Source organism: Nocardia sp. NPDC057353, from assembly GCF_042667085.1.
GTDB lineage: Bacteria > Actinomycetota > Actinomycetes > Mycobacteriales > Mycobacteriaceae > Nocardia.
Genome location: NZ_JBHVAK010000066.1, coordinates 12,892 through 36,149, shown reverse-complemented (window position 1 = coordinate 36,149; position 23,258 = coordinate 12,892). Strand labels below are relative to the sequence as shown.

General features: G+C 74.1%; 17 protein-coding genes. 1 reads left to right on the top strand and 16 read right to left on the bottom strand.

Annotated features, from left to right (window positions below; genetic code table 11):
• Nucleotides 1-125: 125 nt before the first annotated feature.
• The 16 genes from ACFUUZ_RS26800 to ACFUUZ_RS26725 form a co-directional block, all read right to left on the bottom strand.
• Nucleotides 126-1,682, bottom strand: coding sequence for a PfaD family polyunsaturated fatty acid/polyketide biosynthesis protein (locus ACFUUZ_RS26800; RefSeq protein ID WP_378700901.1), 1,557 nt, complete (start codon nucleotides 1,680-1,682; stop codon nucleotides 126-128).
• On the bottom strand, nucleotides 1,679-3,769 hold the full coding sequence (locus tag ACFUUZ_RS26795) for a beta-ketoacyl synthase (RefSeq protein WP_378700899.1): 2,091 nt from the start codon (nucleotides 3,767-3,769) through the stop codon (nucleotides 1,679-1,681). The genes ACFUUZ_RS26800 and ACFUUZ_RS26795 overlap by 4 nt, the downstream gene beginning before the upstream one ends.
• The gene (locus tag ACFUUZ_RS26790; protein WP_378700897.1) at nucleotides 3,766-10,461 is read right to left on the bottom strand and encodes an SDR family NAD(P)-dependent oxidoreductase; all 6,696 of its coding nucleotides are present in this window, start codon (nucleotides 10,459-10,461) and stop codon (nucleotides 3,766-3,768) included. Before ACFUUZ_RS26790 ends, ACFUUZ_RS26795 begins: the two co-directional genes overlap by 4 nt.
• 27 nt (nucleotides 10,462-10,488) lie before the next feature.
• Nucleotides 10,489-11,091, bottom strand: a complete 603-nt coding sequence (locus tag ACFUUZ_RS26785; protein ID WP_378700895.1) for an SGNH/GDSL hydrolase family protein — start codon at nucleotides 11,089-11,091, stop codon at nucleotides 10,489-10,491.
• Nucleotides 11,088-12,338, bottom strand: coding sequence for an NAD(P)/FAD-dependent oxidoreductase (locus tag ACFUUZ_RS26780; protein ID WP_378700893.1), 1,251 nt, complete (start codon nucleotides 12,336-12,338; stop codon nucleotides 11,088-11,090). Before ACFUUZ_RS26780 ends, ACFUUZ_RS26785 begins: the two co-directional genes overlap by 4 nt.
• Before the next feature lie 37 nt (nucleotides 12,339-12,375).
• The gene (locus tag ACFUUZ_RS26775) at nucleotides 12,376-14,052 is read right to left on the bottom strand and encodes an AMP-dependent synthetase/ligase (protein WP_378700891.1); all 1,677 of its coding nucleotides are present in this window, start codon (nucleotides 14,050-14,052) and stop codon (nucleotides 12,376-12,378) included.
• A 75-nt stretch (nucleotides 14,053-14,127) separates the two neighbouring features.
• Nucleotides 14,128-15,072, bottom strand: coding sequence for a LysR family transcriptional regulator (locus tag ACFUUZ_RS26770; protein WP_378700889.1), 945 nt, complete (start codon nucleotides 15,070-15,072; stop codon nucleotides 14,128-14,130).
• Between the two features lie 150 nt (nucleotides 15,073-15,222).
• Entirely contained in the window at nucleotides 15,223-16,881 is a 1,659-nt protein-coding gene (locus ACFUUZ_RS26765; RefSeq protein WP_378700887.1) for a fatty acyl-AMP ligase, read from the bottom strand.
• A gap of 12 nt (nucleotides 16,882-16,893) precedes the next feature.
• Entirely contained in the window at nucleotides 16,894-18,117 is a 1,224-nt protein-coding gene (locus ACFUUZ_RS26760) for a cytochrome P450 (RefSeq protein ID WP_378700885.1), read from the bottom strand.
• The gene (locus tag ACFUUZ_RS26755) at nucleotides 18,114-19,010 is read right to left on the bottom strand and encodes a class I SAM-dependent methyltransferase (RefSeq protein ID WP_378700883.1); all 897 of its coding nucleotides are present in this window, start codon (nucleotides 19,008-19,010) and stop codon (nucleotides 18,114-18,116) included. The genes ACFUUZ_RS26760 and ACFUUZ_RS26755 overlap by 4 nt, the downstream gene beginning before the upstream one ends.
• Nucleotides 19,007-19,255: an acyl carrier protein gene (locus tag ACFUUZ_RS26750; protein ID WP_378700881.1), complete on the bottom strand. Its 249-nt coding sequence runs from the start codon at nucleotides 19,253-19,255 to the stop codon at nucleotides 19,007-19,009. Before ACFUUZ_RS26750 ends, ACFUUZ_RS26755 begins: the two co-directional genes overlap by 4 nt.
• 14 nt (nucleotides 19,256-19,269) lie before the next feature.
• On the bottom strand, nucleotides 19,270-20,226 hold the full coding sequence (locus ACFUUZ_RS26745; protein ID WP_378700879.1) for an acyl-CoA desaturase: 957 nt from the start codon (nucleotides 20,224-20,226) through the stop codon (nucleotides 19,270-19,272).
• Between the two features lie 171 nt (nucleotides 20,227-20,397).
• A complete protein-coding gene (locus ACFUUZ_RS26740) occupies nucleotides 20,398-20,727 on the bottom strand; it encodes a hypothetical protein (protein WP_378700877.1) in 330 nt (109 codons plus the stop codon).
• The gene (locus tag ACFUUZ_RS26735) at nucleotides 20,724-21,242 is read right to left on the bottom strand and encodes an SRPBCC domain-containing protein (protein ID WP_378700875.1); all 519 of its coding nucleotides are present in this window, start codon (nucleotides 21,240-21,242) and stop codon (nucleotides 20,724-20,726) included. Before ACFUUZ_RS26735 ends, ACFUUZ_RS26740 begins: the two co-directional genes overlap by 4 nt.
• Nucleotides 21,239-21,580 (bottom strand): ArsR/SmtB family transcription factor, encoded by a 342-nt coding sequence (locus tag ACFUUZ_RS26730; RefSeq protein ID WP_378700873.1) that lies wholly within the window; start codon nucleotides 21,578-21,580, stop codon nucleotides 21,239-21,241. The genes ACFUUZ_RS26735 and ACFUUZ_RS26730 overlap by 4 nt, the downstream gene beginning before the upstream one ends.
• On the bottom strand, nucleotides 21,573-21,920 hold the full coding sequence (locus tag ACFUUZ_RS26725; RefSeq protein WP_378700871.1) for a VOC family protein: 348 nt from the start codon (nucleotides 21,918-21,920) through the stop codon (nucleotides 21,573-21,575). The genes ACFUUZ_RS26730 and ACFUUZ_RS26725 overlap by 8 nt, the downstream gene beginning before the upstream one ends.
• Before the next feature lie 213 nt (nucleotides 21,921-22,133).
• Between ACFUUZ_RS26725 and ACFUUZ_RS26720 the strand changes: the two genes are divergently transcribed.
• Nucleotides 22,134-23,237 (top strand): terpene synthase family protein, encoded by a 1,104-nt coding sequence (locus ACFUUZ_RS26720; protein ID WP_378700869.1) that lies wholly within the window; start codon nucleotides 22,134-22,136, stop codon nucleotides 23,235-23,237.
• The last annotated feature ends 21 nt before the right edge of the window (nucleotides 23,238-23,258 follow it).

Genomic DNA, 23,258 nt, shown 5'->3' with positions numbered 1-23,258 from the left:
ACCCTGGTTCTTTTTCGGGTTCGGGGTTATTGACACCCCCCCCCTTGGGCAATCCCCGCCCGGCCCCCCCCCCCCGGGGGGCACGGGTGGCGGACCCGGGTGGGGGGTCCCCGCCACGAGCCACACTACAGCGGGGCGGGGACGAAGTCGGCGCAGCCGGCGGGGAGCCGGACACCCGCGGTGCGGAGCTGGGCGACCCGGGTGAGGTAGGCGGCGCCGAGCAGGAGCTGGTCGGCGAGCTCGGCGGCGCCACGATTGGGCAGCGCCGCGAGGTGGGTGCCCGCCGCCCAGGTGTTGAAGGCGCCCATGGCGGGGCCGCACCAGATCTGGTAGTCGGCGACCCGGTCGGGTTCGCCGCGGATGCTCCAGCCCGAGGAGAGGCCGAGGTACCAGCGGAAGACCAGCGCCATCCGGCGTTTCGGGTGCTCGGCGGCGCCCGCCAGCTGGGCCGGGTCGCGCTCGGTGAAGAAGCGCACGCACTCTTCCCACACCTGGTCGACCGGGCGCTGGAAGAGCGTCCGCTCCAGTTCGGCGCGGAGCTCGGCGGGCAGGTCGTCCAGGCCGTCGTAGGCGCGGTAGGTGTCGTAGAGCTTCTGCGCCCGGCCCGCGAACATGGTGCCGCGGCGCAGCACCTGCACCTGCACCCCGAGCTCGAACATGTCCGCCGACGGCGCCATGACGCAGTCCGCGAACTGCGCGCCCGCCAGCAGCTGCTTGGTGGCGGCGCACTGCGCGGCCTCCACCGTCGCCTGGTTGATCGAGCCGGTGACGATGTAGGCGGCGCCGAGCGCGAAGGCGGCCGCGGCCGCGGCCGGGGTGCCGATGCCGCCCGCCGCGCCGACCCGCACCGCGGCGGCGCCCGCGAAGTCGCGGGCGATCCGGTCGCGCGCCGCCGTGAGCTCCGGCAGCAGCACCACCAGTGGGCGCCGGTCGGTGTGGCCGCCGGAGTCCGCCTCGGCGGTGATGTCGTCGGCCATCGGCACCCGCTCGGCGAGTCGGGCCTGCTCGGCGGTGATGTCGCCGGACTCGACCAGCCGGGTGAGCAGCGCGGCCGGGGCCGGGCGCAGGAAGTGCTCGGCCACCTCGACCCTGGACACCTTGGCGATCAGCCGGTGCCCGATCACGATCCCGCCCTGCGGGTCGGCGCGCAGGCCGGCCGCGCGGTACCGCACCACCTCGGTGGTGAGGTTCATGAAGGCCGATGCCTCCACGCAGCGCACGCCGTGCCGCAGGCAGGCGTCCACGATGGCCCGCTCCAGCGCGGGCTCGGACGGGCTGTGGATCAGGTTGCAGGCGTAGGGCCGGTCGCCGAGTTCGGCGCGCAGCCCGGCCAGCGCGGCGTCCACCCGGTCCGGGGTCACGCCCGCCGCGCCGTAGGAGCCGAGGTAGCCGGCCCCGGCGAGCGCCGTGACCAGCGCCGGTGCGGCGATGCCGTTGGCCATGGCGCCCGCCATGTAGGCGCCGCGCAGCCCGTGCGCGGCGCGGAATCGGCTGTCGCCGAGCCGGTCGGGGGTGAGCGGGCCGACCGCGGCGAGCACCTGCGCGCCCGCGGTCGCGGACCGTTCGGCGGTGAGCCCGACCCGGCCGTCCCGGCGCAGCACCCACACCGGCCGGGCGAGGTCGCGGAGCAGGGCGGTGATCTCGGCCGGGGTCTCGGCGACCGGCCGGTGCAGCGTGGTCACGGCCGGACCTCCCGCTCGCCGAGCTCGATCGCCAGGTCAGTGAGCTCGTAGATGCGCAGCCCCGGCTTCCACAGCGAGCCGTCGACCACCGCGATCACGCCGTGCTCGCCGTGCCGGATCTCCTTGATGTGCGCCTCCAGCTCGACGGTGCCGTCGGTGGGCAGGAACTGGCCGCGGTAGCGCCAGGCGAAGGGGATGTCGGCGGGGATCCGGAAGGCCGGGTCGGCGAGGTCGTCGGCGTACCCCGCGTCCAGCATCCACTCCTGCACGGCGTGGATCACCGACTCGACGCCGAGCGAGCCCGGGATCACCGGGTCCAGGTGGAAGTGCCGGTCGAAGTACCAGTCGGCGGGGTCGATCGCGCGCAGCGAGTGCAGGTAGCCCGCCCCGTACTTCCCACCGCCGTCGACCACCTGGACGCGGTCGATGAGCGCGAGGGTGTCGCGGGAGCAGAGCGGGGCCGCCGGGTCGGCGCGGCGGGCGGCCACGTCGATGGTCCTGGGTGCGGCGGCGGGGTGCTCGGCGAGCCAGGTCGGGGCCGGGCGGCCCGCGTCCAGGCCGGTCTGGTTGGCGAGCGCCTCGTCGCTGAAGTAGCCGAACATGGTCTCGCCCCGGTAGAAGGCCTCGCCGCCGGTGCTCAGGGTGTAGTCGAAGGTCTGCAGCGAGGAGCCGGGCAGGATGGTGGTCGAGAGCAGCCTCGACTGCTGCCGGATGGTGGTGTCGCGCAGGTCGACCCGGCGCAGCACGGTGGCGGTGCCGCCGAGGTTGCGCAGGCTCAGGGTGGTGCCCGGCTGGGTGCGCGTCGGGCCCGCGTAGTAGCCCATGAGGAGCGCCGCCTGCAGCGAGGTCTCCATGTACACGAAGTGCGGCATGGACTCGTTGGCGGTGTCGCCGTAGTACCAGGAGTCGGCGGGGGAATCGTATTCGGTGGTGTAGGAGGCCGAGTCCAGGCGGCCCCGTTCGCCGTCGAAGTCGAGGACCCGGTCGACCAGGAGCAGGCCGCCGGTGGGGAGGCGGGTGGCGCGGACGCCGGTGTACTCGGCGAACTCCTCGCCCATGGCGACGGCCTGGTCGCCGCGGGCCAGGTGGGTCATGTGGAATTCGCTGAGCAGCAGGGATTCGTCGGCTCGGCCGGGGCCGATGTCCGCGCCGGTCGGCTCGACGGCGGTGAGCTCGACCGAGAAGGGGTCGGCGTCGATGTGCACCTCGGCGGTGAGGTGCGGGCGGGGTACCAGGTCGATCTCGGTGACGCGGAGGGTGAGGGTTCCCGCCTCCGGGCCGGGGGCGCCTGCCGGGGCGGAGGATTGCAGGGTGGAGCCGGTCAGGGCGAGGTGCAGCCCGGCGAACAGGGCGAAGATTTCGGCGGCCTGGGTGGCGGCGGTGCCGGGGTCGCCCCGGTAGCCGGCGGTGAGGTGGCCGCGGCCTGTGGTGCCGAACAGCTCCAGCGTGGTGACCTCGATGAGGACCAGGGGGTGCTGGTCGGCGAGTTTCGCGGCCGGGCGGATGCCGGGGCGGTGGTGGTTGGGGCCGAAGACCCCGGTGATGTCGCCGTCGGCGAGCTGTCGGAGTGCGGGCTGGTCGAGGTGGGTTCTGGTGGTGCGGGCCAGGGGTTTGAAGGCCCACTCGGGGGCGTGGAACCGGTTCTGCCCTGCGGCGGGGTCGGCGGCCGGTGCCGCGATTCGGGCTTCGTCGCCGACCGGGTGCCGCGCCCCCGCGCTCGGCGCGGGCTGTCCGTTGGCGCCCCGATCGGGTGCACCGGTGGTGCCGGACTGCTCGGCGCCGCGCAGGGGTGCGAGCCCGGCACGCTCCCAGAGGGCGCGCTGGAGCGCGTACTGCGCCGCGAGGGCGGCGCGGTGCGCGTCCGCGACGCCCGCGCGGAGTTGCGCGAGCGGATTCGGAATGCTGGTCGTCGGCACCGCCGCGCCGGGCGGGGCCGCACCGGTCGGCACCGCACCGGCAGCCGGAGCCGCGCCCGTGGCTGCCGCCGCGGCGGCCGGGGCCGCCTCCCGTTCGGGGGCCGCCGGACCGGCGGGCTCCCGCACCGCGTCGGGATCGAACGCGATGCCGTCGAACTCCAGGGTCGTCATGCCATCCACCGCCTCACCGAGGTCTGGAACTTCTCCGTCAGATCGGGCGTCGTGACCACCACGACGTCCGAGAACCGCTGCAGCACCGTGCCGTCGGCACCGACCGCGGCGGCGTCGACGCGGGCGTCGAAGCGACCGGCCCGGCCGTTGCCGACGACCAGCGCGAACGGCTCGCCCACCGGCAGCGGCCGGTGGTACTCCACCCGCCCGATGCCGAGCGGGAGGCAGGCCGTGCCGAGCAGCCGGTGCCCGAGCACCGGCGGGCCCTGCAGCATCAGGTCCGCGCGGACCGGATCGTGCAGCCTGCTCGCGTAGGCGCCGCCCGCCACCGGGGCCGCGTCCAGCGCGCAGTCGAAGACGACGGTGTCCCCGGTGTCCGCGACCACCCGCCGCAGCCCCTGCAGCGCGGGGGCGTGGAACTGGATGCCATCGCGGTAGATGTCGAGCGTGCTCGCGGGCCCGTCGGGCAGCGCGAGCACCGGCGGATCCGTCGGTGCGGCAGCCAATTCCAGCGTCGCCCGGAAGTGCGCGACCGCACCGTCGCGCACCGTGACCCGCACCGGAAGGACACCATCGGTCTCGACGCCCGGCTCAAGCTCGAGCTCGAGCGCCCCGACCTCGTGGTCGAACACCAACCCCTTGAGCACCTGGAAATCCCCGGCACCGATCACGGTGCGGCCGGGAAGGGCGCGCTCCGCGGCGTGCGCCATGGCGCCGAGCCCGAAGGTGGCGGGCAGCACGATGTGCTCCCCCACCCGGTGCGCCGCGATGACCGGCTCGTCGGTGAGCCCGATCAGGCTGCGGCGCACCCGGACCGGCGCGAGCGGCACCGGCGCCGGGCCGGAGAGCGATTCGGCAGGGCCGATCAGCACCACGGTGTCGGCTTCGCGCTCGGCGGTGAACTGCTCGGTGAAGGCCGCCGCCCCGGTCGCCGGGGCCAGCAGCTCGACGCCGAGCGCGTGGAAGTGCGCGCGCAGGGCGGGGGTCACCATGCCGCCGTCCCATGCGCCCCAGTCGATCGCGGTGACGTGCCGGTCGGGGTCGGCCCGGCGCCAGGCCACCGCGAAGCGGGAGAGCGCCTCGTTGGCGGCGGCGTAGTCGGCCTGGCCGGTGTTGCCGTAGAGCCCCGCCACCGAGGTGAACAGGATGAGGTGCTTCGGCTCCGGTACCGCTGCCAGCAGCGCCGCCAGCCCGGCGAGTTTCGGATCCAGCACGCGGGCAATGGATTCCGCGGTCTTGTCCGGGATCTTGGAGTCGGCGAGTACACCCGCGCCGTGCACGATGCCGGTGATCGCCGCGCTCCAGGGGTTGAGCGCCCTGCGGACCGCGTCCGCGTCGGTGGCATCGACCGCCACGTAGTCGGCGCGGCCGTCCAGCGCGGCGAGGGTCTCCCGGATCTCGCGGGCGGCCCTGATCTCCGAGCAGGTGCGGGCGATGTCGCGCGGTTTCGCACCGGTGCCCGCCAGGGCGCGCACGGCGGCCTGCTGGAGATCGGCGTCGGCGATCCCGGCCGCCCACGCCGGCTCCGGTGCCGGGTCGGTCCGGCCGAGCAGGACGAAGCGGGCGGGGACCCGCTCGGCCAGCGCCAGCACGCAGGTGGCGGTGACGCCGCGGGCGCCGCCGGAGACGACCAGCAGGTCGTCGGCGGTCAGCGTCGGCGCGGGCTGGTCGTGCGGCGGGCGGATTCGGGTGACCGTGCGGGCCGGGCCGAAACCGCCGGGGACCAGGGTGGACCTGGTGCCGTCGGCGGCCACGCCGACCTCGACGACGTCCCGCGCGGCGTCGTCCAGTTCGGTGAGGAGCAGTTCGGCACAGCGCTCCGGCGTCGCCGCCGGGTCGATGTCGACGGCCCGGCAGAACAGGTCGGGGCGTTCGGCGGCGAGGGTTTTCAGGATGCCGCCGACGCCGCCGAGCAGGGCGCGGAGCGGGTCGTCGGCGGTGCGGAAGCCGAGGCCGCCGTCGAGTCGGATCAGGGTCGCGACGGTGGCGCGGCCGTGCTCCGCCGTCATGGCGGGGGTGACCCGGCCCGCGGTCAGGATGGTGTCGGTCAGCAGGCGCTGGGCGCCTGCCCGCTCGGCGCCGGTGCCGAGCAGGATCAGGCACAGGTCGGGCCGCTCTCCCGGGTCGGGAAGGGCGGTGGTGGTCCGCACCGACCAGCCGCGCGCGGTGAGCGCGGTGGTCAGTGCGGTGGTCTCGCCGCTGTGCGCGGGGTCGACGAGCAGGGCCACCGGGTTGGGCCGGTAGGCGCCGACCGCGGTGTCCGCGGCGGGCAGGGTGACCAGTTCGACGGTATGCCGCGGGGTGCGCCCCGCGGCATCAGCTTTTGGGTGGACATCACCGCCGGTGCTCAGCTCGGCCACGATCTGGTCGAGGGTGCGCAGGGTGCCGAGTTGCTCCGGGCCGAGGGTGGGTAGGTCGGGGAAGCGTTCCTGGAGGGCGCCGATGACCTGGACTCGCTTGATCGAGTCGACGCCGAGGTCGGCTTCGAGGTCCATGCCGGTGTCGACCATGTCGACCGGGTATCCGGTCTGCTCCGCGACGACCTCGCGCAGGGTTCGGCGGAGAGTCTCCGCGTCGCCGGAGGTGGTTTCCGCGGGGGCGGAGGTGGTTTCCGCGGGGGCGGGGTGTTGCGCGGGAGCGGCGGGCGTTGCCGCAGGAGTCTCCGAGCGGGCGGAGGGGCTCTCGCCGAGGAGTTCGGCGATCTGGTCGAGGGTGCGCAGCGTGCCGAGCTGCTCGGGGCCGAGGTTCGGCAGGGCGGGGAAACGCTCCTGGAGGGCGCCGATCACCTGGACTCGCTTGATCGAGTCGACGCCCAGGTCGGCCTCCAGGTCCATGCCGGTGTCGACCATCTCGACCGGGTAGCCGGTCTGCTCCGCGACCACCTCGCGCAGGGCCTGGAGGAGGTCGTCCCTGCTGCCCGCCGGAGCGGATGCCGCGCCGCTCGGTGCCGGGACCGGCGCATCCGCGGTTGCCGTAGCCACGGCAGCGGTATTTCCGGCCGCGGCCGAGTTCGACGCCGGGGTGGCGGTCGACGCCGGCGCGGCTGCCGGTGCCGAGGTGGCCGCCGGCGCCGAGGTAGACACCGGTGCCGGCGCGACAGGGGCAGCCGGTGCCATCGCAGCCGGTGCGGCGGTGGCGGTCGGTGCGGCAAAGGCGGCCGGGGCGGACTGCGGCGCCACTGTGGCTGCCGTGGCTACGGCAGCCGAGCTTTCGGCCGGGGCGTGCGCCGAGGGAGCCGCGGCGGGGAGCGGTTCGGCCGAACCGTTGGAGTGCGCCGGGGCGAGCGCGTCGGGGCGGTGCTGCGGCACGGCGACGGGCTGGTAGGCGGGTCGCGCGGCGGTGGGGCGGGCGAAACCGGCCTCGAGCTCGGCGAGCTGGGCGAGGACGTCGGAGGCGCGGGTGTGGCTCGCCGCGATGGCGACGCCGTGGTCCTTGACCGCTTCGATGGCGCGCACGGTGGACTCGGTCAACACGCCCGCGTCGAGCGCGCCGACCAGGGCGCGGGCCATGTCGAGCTGGCCGTCGAGGAACTGGTGGTGGGATCGGAGGTGCTGGGTCAGCGCGCTCTCCGGTGCGCCGTCCTGCTGGGTCGAGTACACGGAGGTCTCCGTCGGGTCGGGGGTGTACCTGGGCGGGGCCGGGACCGGGTCGGGTGCGGGGGCCACGGCGGTGGTGCTCGGCGCGGGAGCCGAGCCGGAGGTGCGGGCGGGCCCACCGGGCTCCGCGTCGGCGCCGAAGGCGACGCGGGCACCGGCACTCGCGGAGCCGTCCGCGCCGTTCCCGGCGGCGGCGCCGTTGCCTGCCGCATCCCGCGCGGCGGCACCGATGCCGCTCGCCACGGAACTCGCGGAGGCGTCCGCACCTGCGCCGTCGAGCTCGACCCGGTACCCGTCCGCGAGCGCGGCGGCGTACGCCGCCTTCCGCGTCTCCGGCACGTACTCGGGCGCCGAGATGGTCACCGTCATGGGCCTGCTCGGCCGGTGCGGCTCCAGCGCCGGGGCCGCGTGCCGGTTGATGCCGGACAGCCCGAACCCGAGCACCGCCAGCCGGACGGCGGCGCGGGACAGCGCGAGGTCGCCGTTGCCGATCGGCCCGGAGTCGGTGGCGATGGCGACCACGTCGTCGCCGAGGGTGCGCCGCACCAGCGAGGTCAGCACCTGCTTGGGGCCGAACTCGACGAAGACCGTGCACCCGGACTCGCGCAGCGCGGTGAGCGCGGCCGCGAACTCGACCGGCTGCCCGAGCTGCCCGGTGAGCACCGCGCGGTTGGCGGCGGCGTCGGCGCCGTACCGCGCGCCCGCGCTGTTGGCGTGCACCGGCGCGTCCGGCTCGCCGATCTCCACCTCGGCGAGCGCGGCGGCGAAGGCGTCCACCGCGTGCGCCACGTACGGGGTGTGGAAGGCGCCGGAGACCGGCAGCGCGCGGGTGGCGACCCCGCGCTCGCGGCAGACGGCGACCGCGGCGGCGACGGCATCCGGCCCGCCGCCGATCACCACCTGGTCGGGGGCGTTGTGGTTGCAGATCCAGACGTCGTCGATGGCGTCGACGATCTCCCGCGCCACCTCGACGGTCGCGTTCAGCGCGACCATCGTGCCCGCCTCGACCCCGGCGCGCGGCGTCATCGCCACACCGCGGGCCCTGGCAAGGCGGTGGAAATCGCTGCCGCTCAGCGCACCCGCGGCCCAGAGCGCGGTGAGCTCGCCGAAGCTGTGCCCGAGGTACCCGTCGGCGCGGAACCCGCGCTCGCGCAGCGCCGCGAACTGCCCGGCGGCGAGCGCGCCGATGCCGGGCTGCGCGAACTCGGTGCGGCGCAGCGCCGCCTCCTGCGCGGCCGCGGTCTCCTCGTCGAAGGCGGGCGGCGGGAACACCACGGACGAGAGCCGCTGCGGCGCACCGGCGAAGGCCTCGTTGGCGGCGTCGAATGCGGCGCCGACGGCGGGGTGCGCGATGGCGGCGTCCGCGCCCATGTCCACGTACTGGCTGCCCTGGCCCGCGAAGAGCGCGGCCACCTTCCGGTTCGGCAGCGCGGAGGCGCGGTAGTAGACGCCCTCGGGGTGCTCCCAGGCGGGAGCGTCCGGGTTGCGGACCATTTCGTCGACGGCGAGCCCGCGCAGGTGCTCGGCGTTCTCGTCGTCGAGCGAGACGAACCCGACGCGCGCGTGCCGCTCCGGGATCTCGCCGCCGTCGATCGGCGCGGTGCTGCGCACGGCGTCGATCAGCCCGGAGACGTCCGGCGCGTGCCAGAGGTGCGCCCGCGCGGTGCGGTGCAGCACGGCGGGCCGCTCGCCGTCAGCCTCCTCGAGCACCACGTGGAAGTTGGTGCCGCCGAAGCCGAACGCCGACGCCGCGGCGCGGCGCACCGGCCGCTCGGGGTCGCGGATCCACGGCCGGGTGCGCGAGTTGACGTAGTAGGGCGCGTCGGCCGGGGCGATCTCGGCGTTCGGCGCGGTGACGTTGATGGTGCCGGGCAGCACCTTCTGGTGCAGCGCGAAGGCCAGCTTCATCAGGCTGGCGGTGCCCGCGGCGCCCTTGGTGTGCCCGATCTGCGACTTCACGCTGCCGAGCGCGGCGAACCGCGGCTCGTCGGTGGCGTCGGTGAGCAGCTCCTTCAGCGCGGTCAGCTCGGTCCGGTCGCCGACCGGGGTGCCGGTGGCGTGCGCCTCCAGCAGCGCCACGGTGGCGGGCGAGACCTCGGCGTCGGCGTAGGCGCGGTCCAGCGCGACCCGCTGCCCGCCTGCGCGCGGGGCGTAGATGCTCTTGGCCCGGCCGTCGCTGGACGAGCCGAGCCCGCGCAACACCGCGTAGATCCGGTTCCCATCGCGGCGCGCGTCCTCGAGCCGGCGCAGCGCGAGCATGGTGATGCCCTCGCCGAGCAGGGTGCCGTCGGCGTCGCTGCCGAACGGGCTGATCCGATCGGACTTGGAGAGCGCCCCGACCTTGGAGAAGCACAGGTAGATGAAGATGGTGTTCTCGGTGTCGACCCCGCCGGTGATCATCATGTCCGCGCGGCCGTCCTGCAGCTCGGCGACGGCGGTGCGCAGCGCGGCCAGCGAGGCGGCGCAGGCCGCGTCGACGGTGCAGTTGATGCCGCCGAGGCCGAGCCGGTTCGCGACCCGGCCCGCGGTGATGTTGGCGAGCAGCCCGGGGAACGAGTTCGCCTCCCACGGCGCGTAGGCGGCGACGAACTTCGCCGAGACCGCCTTCGCGTCGGCTTCGCTCAGCCCGACCGAGCGCGCCGCCTCCTCCAGCACCGGGGTGGCGAGCCGCGCGGCGAGCGGGTGCATCAGCGGCACCGGGCCGGTGGTGCCGAGCACCACGCCGGTGCGGCTCGCGTCGTACCACTCCGAGCCGGTGGCGCCCGCGTCGATCAGCAGGTCGCGGGCGACGCCGAGGCTCAGCGTCTGCATGGTGCTGGTGACCTCGAGCTGGTTCGGCGGCAGCCCGAACTCCAGCGGGTCGAACTCGATGTCGGGCAGGAAGGCGCCGCGGCGGGAGTAGGTCTTGTCCGGTGCCGCGGGGTCGGCGTCGTGGTAGTCGTCCAGGCTCCAGCGCGACGCGGGCACCTCGGTGGTGCAGTCGACGCCGTCGATGATGTTCTGCCAGTACTCACGGTGGTTGCGCGCCTGCGGGAGCAGCCCCGACATGCCGACGATGGCGATCGGGCTGCGGGCGAGGCGTCGTTCGTCCGTCACGAAGGTTCCTCTCGGAGCGGGCGGGTGTCAGGCGGCGACGGTGGTGGCGGTGCGGTCGGCGACGGCGCCCGCGGCGGCGACGGCGAAGGTGTGGTGGCCGAGCGGGGCCGGGTGCAGTCCGTCGGCGGTCCACATCTCGGGCCGCGCCCAGGCCGGGTCGCCCGCCAGGTCGAGCAGGAGCGCGCCGGTGTCGCCGGTGACCTCGCCGAGCACCGCGTTGGCGAAGGCGAAGCGCTCGCGCAGCAGCGCGCGCATGCCGGGCGGCACCGGGAGCCGGGCCGGGATGTCCGGGTAGTTGGCGGTGACCACGGTGGCGCCGCCGGCCCGCAGCGTGCTGAACAGGGTGCGCAGGTTGCGCTCGAACCGCACCGGGTGGAAGTCGCTGACCAGGTCGTTCACCCCGCAGACCACGCCGTAGAGCCCGGCGCGGGCGGCGAAGGCCCGCGGCAGCTGCCGCTCGACAACCGCGGTGGTGGTGGCGCCGTGCTCGCCGAGGTTGCGCACGGTGGCCGGGCGCAGCCCGAGCTGGCCGCCGAGCCGGGGCACCCAGCCCCGGTACCCGCCGCCGGGCGCGTCGTCGCCGCGCCCCTCCACGAAGCTGTCGCCGAGCGCGACCAGGGCGGCGCTCACGCGGTCACCCCGTCCTTGGTGACGTGCCGCGCCGCCTGCGGGAAGTTCACCTTCTCGTAGAGCGCGGCCAGCTCCTCCTCGCCGAAGTACTTCTCCGGGGGGTAGATGCCCGCGATCAGCCCGAAGAAGTTCTTGATGTACTCGGCGTCCATGCTGGTGGCCCGGAACACCGAGTCGTAGTACGGGGTCAGGGTGAGCTCGGAGATGCTCAGCGTGAGCTCGTAGGTGCTCGCGCTCTGCGCGTCCCGCTCGACCTGGTACTCGGCGAGCGCCTCGTCCAGCGGGCGCTCCCCGGAGAGCCCCTGGTGGATCTTCTCCGAGAGCAGCTGGGCGTACTTGAAGGCGTCGGTGATGCCCCAGCCGGTGAAGGGGTCCTTGTGGTAACCGGCGTCACCGACCAGCGCCCAGCCGGGGCCGTAGGACTTCCTGCGGTAGTTGTCCGGGTACAGCATCGGGCGGAAGGGCTCGGCCCTGGTGCCCTTGTCGCGCAGCAGCTCGCCGAGCTCCGGGTCGACCTGGCTCACGATCTCCTGCACGCCCGCGTCGGGGTCCTGGCGGAACTCGCGGAACCGGTCGCGCTTGCGCATCACCGCGACCAGGGTCTGGCCGTCGTTGGTCGGCCAGCCCGCGAACTGCTGCTCGCCGAAGCCGGTGCGGTGCTGCATGCCCCAGTCCACGCCGTCGTAGTACGAGTAGTAGATGAAGCACGCGGCCGCGGAGCCCTCGTAGGTCGCGGCGCCGACCGCCTTGGCCACGGTGGAGTTGGCGCCGTCCGCGCCCACCACCAGCTTCGCCCTGAACTCCTTCTCGGCGCCGCCCGCCTCGCTGCCGCGGATGCCGACGACCCGGTCGCCGTCGAAGACCAGCCCGCTCACGGTGAAGCCCTGGATCACCTCGGCGCCCGCCTCGCCCGCCGCCTCGACCAGGACGGTGTCCAGCGCGGTACGGCGCGGGCAGTAGACCGCGTCGACGCCGTCCGGCGCGGTGCGCGCGAAGCCCGCGATATTGATGTCGGTGTAGGAGAAGTTCAGGTGCCGGATCGCCGGGACACCGGTCGCCACGACCCGGTCGAGCAGCCCCCACGACTTCAGGAAGCCGGAGCCCGCCTGGTGGATGTAGTGGGTCGACGGGGTGTCGCTGGGAAAGGTGGCCCGGTCGACGGCGAGGACGCGGTACCCCTGGCGGGCGAGGAGCATGGCCAGCGGCGAACCGGCCACCCTGGTACCGACAACGATGACGTCGTACATATTTCGCTTCACTTTCCGATCGGTGAATGAAAAGGGGCTAGCGCGCGACGGTGCGCGGTGCGTAGAGCGCGGCGATATCGGCCGCGTACGCCTTTTCGATCGCGGCCCGGCGAAGTTTCCGGGAGGAAGTGAGCAGCCCTTCCTCGACGGTGAAGTCGCCGTCCACGATCCGGAATGCGCGGATGGATTCCGCGCGGGAGACCAGAGAATTCGCCTCGGCCACCGCGGATTCGACCTCGGCGTCGGGATCGAGCCCGGGATCGGCGGCGCGGCGGCGGGCCAGCTGGTCCGGGTCGAGCGTCACCAGCGCGGTGACGAAGTCGCGGCCGTCGCCGACCACCATGCAGTTGCTCACCAGCGGGTGCAGCCGCACCCGGTCCTCCAGCGGGGTCGGCGCCACGTTCTTGCCGCCGGAGGTCACCAGGATCTCCTTGCGCCTGCCGGTGATGGTGAGGAAGCCGTCGGCGTCCAGCTCGCCGAGGTCGCCGGTGCGCAGCCACCCGTCGGCGTCGGCCATCGGCTGACCGGCCGCCGCACCCCAGTACCCCGGCGAGACGTGCGGGCCGCGGACCAGCACCTCGCCGTCCGGGGCGATGCCGACCTCGGTGGCCGGGATGGGCCGCCCCACGGTGCCGAAGCGGTTGGTCTCCGGCGCGTTCACGGTGACCGCGGTGGCCGCCTCGGTGAGGCCGTAGCAGTTCAGCAGCTGCACCCCGAACCCGGCGTAGAAGCCCTGGGTGGACTCGTCCAGCGAGGCGCCGCCGGAGATCACCGCGCGCAGCCGCCCGCCGAGCGCGGCGTATACCGGATGCTCGGCGGGCGCGGGGATCTCGCCGTTGCGCAGCAGCTCCAGCCCGCGTTCGACGGCGGCCGCCTCCTCGCCCGCGGCGAGCGTCGTCCGGCAGAACTTGCGGATCTTCTCCAGGCCGTACGGGATCATCGGCAGGAAGGTCGGGCGCAGCGTCGGCAGCGCGGGGACCAGGTCGGGAATGGCGGGCAGCAGGTGCGTGGTACTGCCGCCGAAGACGCAGGCGAAGAGCATGGTCTGGCCGAAGACGTGGGCCAGCGGAAGGGCGAGCACCGTGCTGCCCGCCTCGAACATGGCCCCGGTGCGGCGCACCGTGTTCGCGGCGGAGACGAACATGTTGCGGTGCGTGATGACGCAGCCCTTGGCGACCCCGGTGGTGCCGCTGGTGTAGACGATCATGGCGGGGTCGGCGGCGCGCACCGCGCCGATCACCCGGTCAAGCCCCGGCTCCTCGGCACCGGTCGACCACGCCGCGACCTCGGCGAAGAGCCACACCCGGTCGGCGCCCGCGGCGCGCAGCCGCTCGGCGTCGGCCGCCGTTTCGGCGGCGAAGTGCGCGCTGCCGCTGTCGGCGAGGATGTGCTCGATCTGCGGCTGCGACGAGGTCGGGTAGACCGTGACGACCACCGCGCCGATCGCGAGCGCCGCGAAATCGAGCAGCGCCCACTCCACCGTGGTGCGGCCCAGGATCGCGACCCGGTCACCCGGCGCGACCCCGCGCCGCAGCAGCGCCGCGGCGAGCGCCCGCACCCGGCGGTCGAGCTCGGCGCTCGTCAGCCGGGTGCCGTCCGCGCCGCTGAGCGCGATCCGCTCCGGATGCCGCTGCGCGGCACCCGCGACCACCGAGTGCAGACTCTCGGTATCCGCTATGTCGAAACCGTTCTCGGCCACCGAAACTGTGTTCACACCACAGAATTCTCCGGTGGATCACGAACCGATATCCGATCGCGCAGGCCCTTCCTACCGCGCGAATGTCAACGCCTATCCAACCGCGCGGGTCGGAACGGCGGCGGCAGTATCGATGTGCACCGGGTCGGGGAAATCCAGGCAATCCAGGAACAGCTCGACCGCCGGTTTCGTTTCGTTCGCCCGCCACACCGCGTACAGATCAAGGGTGGGCACCGGGTCGAACAACTTCACCGCCACCGAGCCGTTGCCAGGCCCGCCCATCCCCATCGAGATGGCGCGCGGCAGCGAGGCGAAGCCGACCAGCGGGCGCACCGACACCATGTGCGCGGTGGCGCCCGGGTCGTCGGCGGTGTGCGTGACCGCGAGCGAGATCTCGTTCTGCGCGGCGGCCCGGAAGATCGAGTCGTACATGGCCGGACACTGCTCCCTGGCGAAGAGCACGCAGTCCTGCCCGGCCAGCTCGGCGAAGGGAACGCCGGGCCGCTCGGCCCAGCGGTGCCTGCGGCCGACCACGGCGACCAGCGGCACCCGGTGCAGCAGCCGCCGGTACCTGAACTCCGCCGAGCTGGGGTGGCCGTAGACCATGCCGATGTCGAGTGTGCCGTCCAGCAGCGCCTGCAGCTGCGGGCCGGTGCGCTTCTCCCAGAGCGAGACCTCGATGTCGGGGTGCCGCTCGGTCATCTCGGTCAGCGCGGCCGGGAGGACGTGCCTGCTGGCCGGGAGGTTGTACCCGACGTCGAGCCTGCCCGAGCGCCCGGCGGCGGTGGCCTTGGCGGCCTCGGCGGCCCGGTCCAGCTGGGCCACCACCAGCCGGGCCTGGGCCTCGAACTCCCGCCCGGCCGGGGTCAGCTTCACCTCGTGCGAGTTGCGGGCCACCAGCTGGACCCCCAGTGATTTCTCCAGCTTCTGCAGCTGCGCGCTGAGACTCGGCTGGGTCAGGTGCAAGCGCTGCGCCGCGCGGCCGAAATGCAGTTCTTCGGCGATCGTGATGAACGAAACCAGATGACGGAACTCCATGCGACTGCCCCTCTTTCCGCGTAGGAAAAACGCTAGCGGCGAGAGGTAACCGCAGATGAACCTGTCCGGCCGCGCGGTCGCCGGAACAGTGGCGCTGCGGTGAACTCGCGACGAAATCCGGACATCCGTGCTATCGAGTTGGCGGAAGGTTCATCGCGCGGCCGGTTTGACCGGCGGGTCACCCCACCGCTCGAAGCCTGCACCGAGGTGGTGCGCACGCGCGGCGCTGCGCATGATCTTGCCGCTGCTCGTCTTGGGGAGCGCGCCCGCCACCGTGAGGACCAGGGCGCCGGGCGCGAGCTCGTGGTCGCGCAGCAGGGCGGCGCGGACGGCGCCCGCGATCTCGGCCGCCGCCGACGGCGGGGTGCCGCGCTCGACCTCCTGCACCAGGACCACGTGGTCGTCCCGGCCCGCGGTGAAGGCGGCGCTGCCGCCCGCGCGCGCCGCCGGGTGCGCGGCCTGCGCGGTGTGCTCCAGGTCGTGCGGGTAGTGGTTGCGGCCGCGCACGATGATCAGGTCCCGGCACCTGCCGGTGACGTACAGCTCGCCGTCGGCGAACTGGCCGAGGTCGCCGGTGCGCAGCCCGCCGGGGCCGAACCCCGCGGCGGTGGCCCCCGGGTTGCGCCAGTACCCCGCCGCGACGTGGGCGCCCGCGACCAGGATCTCGCCGATCCGCCCCGCCGGGCACGGCTGCCCGGTCTCCGGGTCCACGATCCGGATCCGCACGCCCGGCGCGGGGCGCCCGGAGCCGACCAGCTCCCGCCCCGGCTCCCCCGGCTCGGCCGCGCGCAGCGTGCCCGCGGCGAGCGCCGCGCTGCTCGCCCGCAGCTCCCGCGGCCCCCGTCCCGGGACGCTCCCGCTGACCAGCAGCGTCGCCTCGGCGAGGCCGTAGCAGGGGTACAGCGCGCCCGGGTCGAAGCCGTACGGCGCGAAGGTCTCGGCGAAGCGGCGCAGCGTCTCGGCGCGGATCGGCTCGGCGCCGTTGAAGGCGACTCGCCAGCTGCTCAGGTCGAGCCCGGCCGGGACACCCGCCTTCGCGGCGTGCGCCACGCAGGCGTCGAAGCCGAAGTTGGGGCCGCCGCTGGTGTGCGCGCGGTACCGCGCGATGGCGGTGGGCCAGAGCAGCGGCCGCCGGATGAAGGTCAGCGGCGCCAGCAGCACGCAGGGCGCGCCCAGGTACAGCGGCTGCAGCACGTTCCCGATCAGCCCCTGGTCGTGGTGCAGCGGGGCCCAGCCGACGAAGGTGGAGCGCGCGTCGTGGCCGAACGCCGCCCGGATCATCTCCTGGTTGGCGGTCAGGTTCCGGTGCGTCACCACCACGCCCTTCGGCGCGCCGGTCGAGCCGGAGGTGTACTGCAGGAAGGCGGGGTCGTCGCCGGTGCGGGGGCGCGGGTCGAGCGCGGGGCCGTGCGCGGGCACCGCATCCACCGCGATGCTCGCCGGCACCGGCAGCCCGATGTCGAGCCCGGCCACGGTGAGCAGCACCGCGGGCGCGCAGTCGGCGACGATGCCGGGCAGCGCGGGGTGCGCGCGGCCGCGGCGCGGCGGCTGCACCGGCACCGCGATCACCCCGGCGTACAGGCAGGCGAAGAAGGCGACCACGAAGTCGAGCCCGGGCGGGAAGGCGAGCAGCGCGCGATCGCCGGGGCCCGCCACCGCCGCCAGCCTGGCCGCGACCGCGCGGGCCCGCAGGTCGAGCCCGGCGTAGGTGAGCGCGGCGGTTTCGGCGCCGTGCTCGTCCAGGAAGACATAGGCGGTGGCCGCGGGCGCGGTGCGGGCGCGCTCGCGCAGGACGTCCGGCAGCAGCACGGGGTTCTCCCCTCAGGCGGTCTCGACGGCGAGCGGCAGCCGCCGCGGGCCGCGCACGATGAAGCTGTGGTCCTGCCACTCCGGCTCGCCCGCGCGCACCAGCCTGCCCGGCAGCCGGAGCAGGCACTCAAGCGCGATGCGGGCCTGCAGCTCGGCCAGCGGGGCGCCGAGGCAGCCGTGCAGGCCGTGGCCGAAGGCCAGGTGCCCCGGCGCTCGCCTGGCGATGTCGAAGGTGTCCGGCTCCGGGAAGGCCGCCGGGTCGCGGTTGGCGGCGCCGAGGCAGAGCAGCACCTCGTCGCCCGCCCGGATCACCCGGTCGCCGAGCGGGGTGTCCCGGCGGGCGACCCGCTTGGTGTGCTGCAGCGGGCTGTCGTAGCGCAGCACCTCGGCGACCGCGGCGCCGGTGAGCGCGGGGTCGGCGCGCAGTCGGTCCTGGCACTCCGGGTGCGCGGTGAGCGCGAGCACGGCATTGCCGATGAGCGACTTCGTGGTCTCCACCCCGGCGACGAAGCACATGATGCCGATGGTGGCCAGCTCGTCGTCGGTGAGCCGGTCGCCGGTGCCGGTGCGGCTCGCGAGCAGCAGGCTGAGCAGGTCGTCGCCGTGCTCGGTGCGGCGGCGGTCGATGACCGCGCGCAGTTCGGCGGTGAAGGTGTCGACAACGGCGCGCACCCCGGCGAAGTCGGCCGCGGTCATGAGCCCGGGCTCCAGCAGGAATCGGATGTCGTGCGTCCAGCCGCCGACCAGCGGGTGCAGGTGTTCCGGCAGCCCGAGCCAGTCGCAGAGCGCGAGCACCGGGAGTCTCCCGGCGAAGGACGCCACGAGTTCGGTCTCGCCGGTGCGGCGCAGATCGGCGGCGAGCCGCTCGGCGAGCGCGGTCACCCGGGGGCGCAGCCGGGCCGCGGCGGAGGCGGTGAAGACCCGGTTCACCAGGGCACGCAGCCGCGCGTGGTCCGGGTTCTCGGTGAAGACCAGCGAGCTCCGCCCGAGCCGGTCGATCCGCTCGGTGTCGCCGACGCCGAGCCGCTCGGCCTGCCTGCGCAGGGCGCGCGGGATGACATCGACGCCGAACCCGCGGTCGCGCAGGACGGCGCGCACGTCGGCGTGGCGGGTCAGCACCCACATGCCCATGGTGCGGTGCACCGGGGCGGCGGCGCGCAGCGCGTGGTACATCGGGTACGGGTCGGTGCGGAACTCGTCGGTGAACGGGTTGAACCGCACCGGGGCCGCGGTCACCGGCCGCCCCCGCCTCCGGTGAACCAGCCGCTGCGGTACGGCTCCAGCACGATGCGCAGCAGCCCGATCTTGCCCATCCGGAAGCCGAGCGCCGAGAGCCGCAGGTAGCGCTCGTACCGCTCGGTGACCTCGGGGCCGACCAGGGCGACCGCCTCGGCGCGGCGGGCCCGGAGCCGGGCGGCCCACTGCTCGCAGGTCCAGGCGTAGTCCAGCCGGTCGTTGCGCACCGCGCGCACCTCGAACAGGCCGTCCGCCGCGGCGGCGATCTCGGCCAGCGTCGGCAGGTCGGCCGCCGGGAAGATCTCCCGCTGGATGAAGGAGTTCGCCTGGTCGCGGCGCATGTTGGCGTAGGCGATGGTCTGCAGCGAGAGCGCACCGCCGGGGCGCAGCCAGTCCAGGCAGCGCTCGAAGAAGGCGCGGTAGATCGCGATCTTCGCCGCCGGGCTGTCCTCCGGGGTGGCGAAGTGCTCGAAGGCGCCGATCGAGACGATGCCGTCGAAGCGCCGCCCCGGTTCGTAGTGCAGCCAGTTCCGCACCGCGACCTCGGTGCCGGGCAGGTCGAGCGCGCGCACGTGCGCGGCCTGCTCCTCGGCCAGGGTGAGCCCGGTCGGGCGCGCGACGCCCTCGCTCGCGGCGACGGCGAGCAGCGCGCCCCAGCCGCAGCCGATGTCGAGCAGGTCGGTGGCCTCGTGCGCGCGCACCGCGTCCAGGTGGTAGCTGAGCTTGCGCTGCTGGGCGGCCTCCAGCGTGTCGCCGGGGCCGCTCGGCATGGCGCAGGAGTAGGTGAGCGAGGGGTCGAGCCAGAGCGCGTAGAACGCGTTTCCCACGTCGTAGTGGTGCCGGACGGCCGCCGCCGCCGACTCCGCGCGCGCCGCCGTCGTCGTCGTCGTCATGCGGCCTGCCCTGCCCGCTCGACGATGTACCCCGCGACGGCGTCCAGCGTCGGCTCGTCGAACAGCTCGTCCGGCGGGATGTCGACGCCGTAGCGCTGCTCGATCTCCATGAGCAGCGCCACCGCCACCACCGAGTCCACCCCGATGCGGTCGAAATCGGCGGCGGGGTCGATGGTCTCGGGCGGAACGCCGAGCGCCTCGGCGAGGTAGCCGCGGCTCCAGGTGACGATCTCTGTGCGGTCCATGGGTCCGTCCGTTCTCATGCGGTGGCGGCGGGGCGGAGGCGCTTGGCGTCCAGCCTGCTCCGGGACGGCACCTCGACGTCCCAGGCCAGCCCGGCGGCGGCGAGCAGGCAGATCAGCCAGTAGCCGGGGTCGAGCCGGTACCACTGCAGGCCGAAGGAGGGCGAGTCCGGGAAGGCGTGGTGGTTGTTGTGCCAGGACTCGCCGAACGAGAGCAGCGCGAAGACGCCGCCGTTGCGGCTGTTGCCGCGCGCCCGGTACGGCCTGGTACCGAACATGTGCAGGAAGGAGTTGATCGCCCAGATGATGTGCTCCAGCACGAACATCCGCACCAGCCCGCCCCACAGCAACCCGCTCACCGCGCCGGTCCAGCTCTGGTACACCACCCCGCCGATCACCGCGGGGATCAGCATGCCGAGCGCGACCCACCAGTGGTAGTACCGCGACACCCGCAGCAGCCGCCGGTTCTTCAGCAGGTCGGGGGCGTAGTGCACGATGTTCGGGTATTCGTGGCGGCGCATCCAGAGGAAGTGCGAGTGCAGCAGCCCGCGCGCCCGGCCGCGGAGCCCGCCGCCGGAGAGGTTGGGCGAGTGCGGGTCGCCCGCGCGGTCGGCGTTCTCGTGGTGCCTGCGGTGGATGGCGACCCAGGAGAGCACGCCGCCCTGCCCCGCCATCGAGCCGACGACCGCGAGCACCACCTGCACCGCGGGCGCGGCCTGGAAGGTGCGGTGGGTGAAGAGCCGGTGGTAGCCGACGGTGATCGCCAGCCCGGTCGCCGCCCAGCCGCCGACCAGCAGCGCGATCTCGGTGACCCCGAGCGGGTGCACCAGCAGGAAGGCGAAGGCGGCGAGCGTGCCGAAGATCGGCGCCACGTCGAAGAGCAGGAAGTGGCGGCGCTGCAGGCGGTGCAGGTACGGGCTGTCCACCGCGAGTTTCCTCGGGGCGGCGCGCCGGGGCGTTTCCTCGCCGGGCATGGCGGGCTCCCTCCAGGTCGGATGTCCTGATCCGGCCGGAAACCCCGGTGCCGTTGATCAATTCGGCGCCGGGGTGTGCGGCTCGAACAGGTCAGAGCCTAGGAGCGCGGGAGCGGGCGGCCGCGGTGCAGAAGATCTGCTGATCGGTCGATCATCGTCGCGTATCGCCCGTCATGGCAGCGCGTCGCCGGGGATGCCCTGCGCCGCGAAGAGCTCGTAGGTCAGCACCCCCGCGGCGATCGCGCCGTCGTCGGCGAGCAGTTCGCGCACCCGCTCCGGCCCGCAGGCGTACACCCCGACCCCGGCGAACTCCGGTGACTCCGGGATCCGGAGCGTGATCGAGAGCAGGCCCCGCTCGCGCAGGTCGCAGTTGAGCCTGCCGTGCTCCCAGAGCAGCCGGTCCCGGTCGGCGCGGTCGGCGGCGGGGCCGGGGCGCAGCACGCACACGGTGTACTCGCGGGAGCCGGCGAGCAGGGCCAGCATGGCGTCGTCGGTGATCATTCGTCCTCCTCGGCGGCCGCGCGCTGCAGCGCGGCCAGAATGCGGTCCCAGCCGGTGGCGATCGCGCCGCCGGAGTAGCCGCCGGGCAGGGCGCAGTCGGCGCGCAGCTCGTCGGCGGAGAGCCGGTCCCAGCCGGTGTGCTCCAGGTCGACCTTGGTCAGGGCGGGGGCCACCGCGCGGAAGCGCAGCGCCACCTCGGTCGGGGTGCCGGTGATGTTCCAGGTCATGGCGAAGTGCTCGGGCTCGGCGCAGGTCAGCACCTCGCCCCAGGGCAGGGTGGTGCCGTCGTCCCACACCTCGGCGACGGTGCCGCCGACGCGCGGATCGACGGTGACGTCGCGGACCCGCTCGCGCCCCGCGGAGAACAAGTCGAGCGGCCACCACTCGGCCATCCGGCCGACGAAGACCGCCCAGGTGCGCTCGCGCGGCGCGCGCACCAGCACGCTGCGCCGGATCGGCGGGCGCGCCAGCGGCAGCACCCGCCCCTCCGGCTCCGAATCCGCGTTCCTGCTCATCTCGGCTCCTCCTCGGCGAGTTCCGCGGCCCTGGCCAGCGCGGCGGACCAGATCCCCTCCAGCGCCAGCCTGGCCTGCTCCACGCCGCTCGGCTCGGCCCGGTAGAGCCGCCTGGTCCCCGAGCGCCGCTCGCTCACCAGCCCGGCCGCGCGCAGCACCCCGAGGTGCTGGCTGACCGCGGGCCTGCTGATCTCGAACGCCCCCGCGATCTCCCCCGCCGCCAGCTCGTGTGCCCCGACCAGCCGCAGGATCGCCCGGCGGCGCGGCTCGGCGAGCGCGCGGAAGACCTCGTCCGCGCCGTCGTCGTCGAACCAGCCCGCGGCCGCGCTCTCAGGCACTCCACAGCCCGACCGCGAAGCCGTCCAGGTCGGCGACGACCGCGAACCGGCCGTACCCCTCCGGCAGGTCGCTCGGCGGCACCACCTCGGCGCCGCCCAGCCGCACCGCCCGCGCGATCGAGGCTGCCAGGTCGTCGACGCGCATGTACACCTTCACGCCGAGGTCGCCGGGGCCGTAGGAGGGGCCGACGGCGGCGCCGACCTCGGCGCCGGTGTCCAGCAGCCGGTAGCCGTCGAACTCCGGCCCGGCGCCCCAGCCGAAGAGTTCGGCGTAGAAGGTCGCGGCGCGGGCCGGGTCGGGGCTGGTCACGTCGAACATGGCAACGGGGTGTGCGCTCACGGTGTCCTCCAGGGTCGTAAGTGTTCGTATCTACTTACGTAAGTGAACACGAACATATTCCAGTGCGCAAGAGTCGGCGGCCCTCGATTTCGGTTGCCGAATCGATTCCATTGGCGCGCAGGATGTTCGCTGTCCCACCCGAGAACGCCGTCCGGCCCACATTTCCGGCCGCCGCCTCTTACGGTGTAAGGGGAAGCTAGAAGGAGTGCTGTGGTGGATCGTTACACGCCGGAGGTCGAGGCGCGGCTCGCGCTCATGCGGACCGAATACGACGAGTTGCTGGAGACCGGTCGAGGGTGGTCGCTGCGGAAGCTGTTCAGCACCGCGGGCAGCGATATCGAGGAGTACTGCGCGGGATTCGCGCCCAACAGATTCGGGGACGAGGCGCTGGCCGGGGCGGAGGAGTTCTGCCGCAGACACGGCATCTGGCTGGAGCCGGGCGGCTCGCACTACAACAGCATGACGCCGTACCTGCACCCGAACGCGGTGACCGCGGAGCGGATGACGCTGATCGGCATCTACAACGCGATCCTGTTCTGGCTCAACGACACCGTGGGCCGGGAGAAGTTCGCCGCGCTCACCCCGGCGCAGCAGGCGGCGGCGGGCGAGACCGTGCGCAGGCTCACCCGACTGCTCGAAACCGGAAGTCCCGCCGCCGATCCGGAGCCGGTGGAGACCGCGACGCACGAGTACCTGGAGCGCACCGCCGCGCTCGCGGACCCGGCGTGGCTGCGCGGCTTCCTGGCCGACACCGCCGGGCACCTGCGCCCCGCCATCCGCGACCAGAACGCCAGGACCAGGGGCGACGTGCTCTCGGTCGCGGGCTACATCGAGCTGCGCTCGCACGTGTCCGGGATGTACCCGGCCATCGCGCTCTGCGAGTTCGGCCGCGATTCCTACCTGGACTGGGCGCGGCTGGAGGCGGCCGGGCTCGCCGCCGAGCTGCGCACCCTGCGCCAGCTCACGGTGGAGATCGGCGCGCTCATGAACGACATCTTCTCCTTCGAGAAGGAGTGCATCGCCGACGGCGCCGACTTCAACCTGGTGCCGATGTGCCTGCTGGCGGCGCCCGCGGGCGGGCTGGCGGGCGCGGTGACCGACGCGGCCACGATCGTGCGCGAACGGCTGACCGAGTTCAGGCAGGTCAGCGCCGGTATCGAGCGGGCGGTGGCGGCCCGCCCCGAGATCGACGCCGGCGGCGGCGTGACCGCGCACGTCGCCGACCTGCTCGGCGCGGTCCAGGCCACCTGGGTCTGGCAGATCACCACCCACCGGTACAAGGGCCGGTCGATCTTCGAGGAGAATCGCTTGGGCTGACCGGCGCGGAGCCGCCGCGCT

Bases quoted from the DNA above. Each gene is read 5' to 3' on its own strand.
- ACFUUZ_RS26755 (WP_378700883.1), bottom strand. From the start codon at position 19,010: ATGACGACGACGACGACGGCGGCGCGCGCGGAGTCGGCGGCGGCGGCC.
- ACFUUZ_RS26795 (WP_378700899.1), bottom strand. From the start codon at position 3,769: ATGACGACCCTGGAGTTCGACGGCATCGCGTTCGATCCCGACGCGGTG.
- ACFUUZ_RS26750 (WP_378700881.1), bottom strand. From the start codon at position 19,255: ATGGACCGCACAGAGATCGTCACCTGGAGCCGCGGCTACCTCGCCGAG.
- ACFUUZ_RS26740 (WP_378700877.1), bottom strand. From the start codon at position 20,727: ATGATCACCGACGACGCCATGCTGGCCCTGCTCGCCGGCTCCCGCGAG.
- ACFUUZ_RS26735 (WP_378700875.1), bottom strand. From the start codon at position 21,242: ATGAGCAGGAACGCGGATTCGGAGCCGGAGGGGCGGGTGCTGCCGCTG.
- ACFUUZ_RS26745 (WP_378700879.1), bottom strand. From the start codon at position 20,226: ATGCCCGGCGAGGAAACGCCCCGGCGCGCCGCCCCGAGGAAACTCGCG.
- ACFUUZ_RS26780 (WP_378700893.1), bottom strand. From the start codon at position 12,338: ATGTACGACGTCATCGTTGTCGGTACCAGGGTGGCCGGTTCGCCGCTG.
- ACFUUZ_RS26770 (WP_378700889.1), bottom strand. From the start codon at position 15,072: ATGGAGTTCCGTCATCTGGTTTCGTTCATCACGATCGCCGAAGAACTG.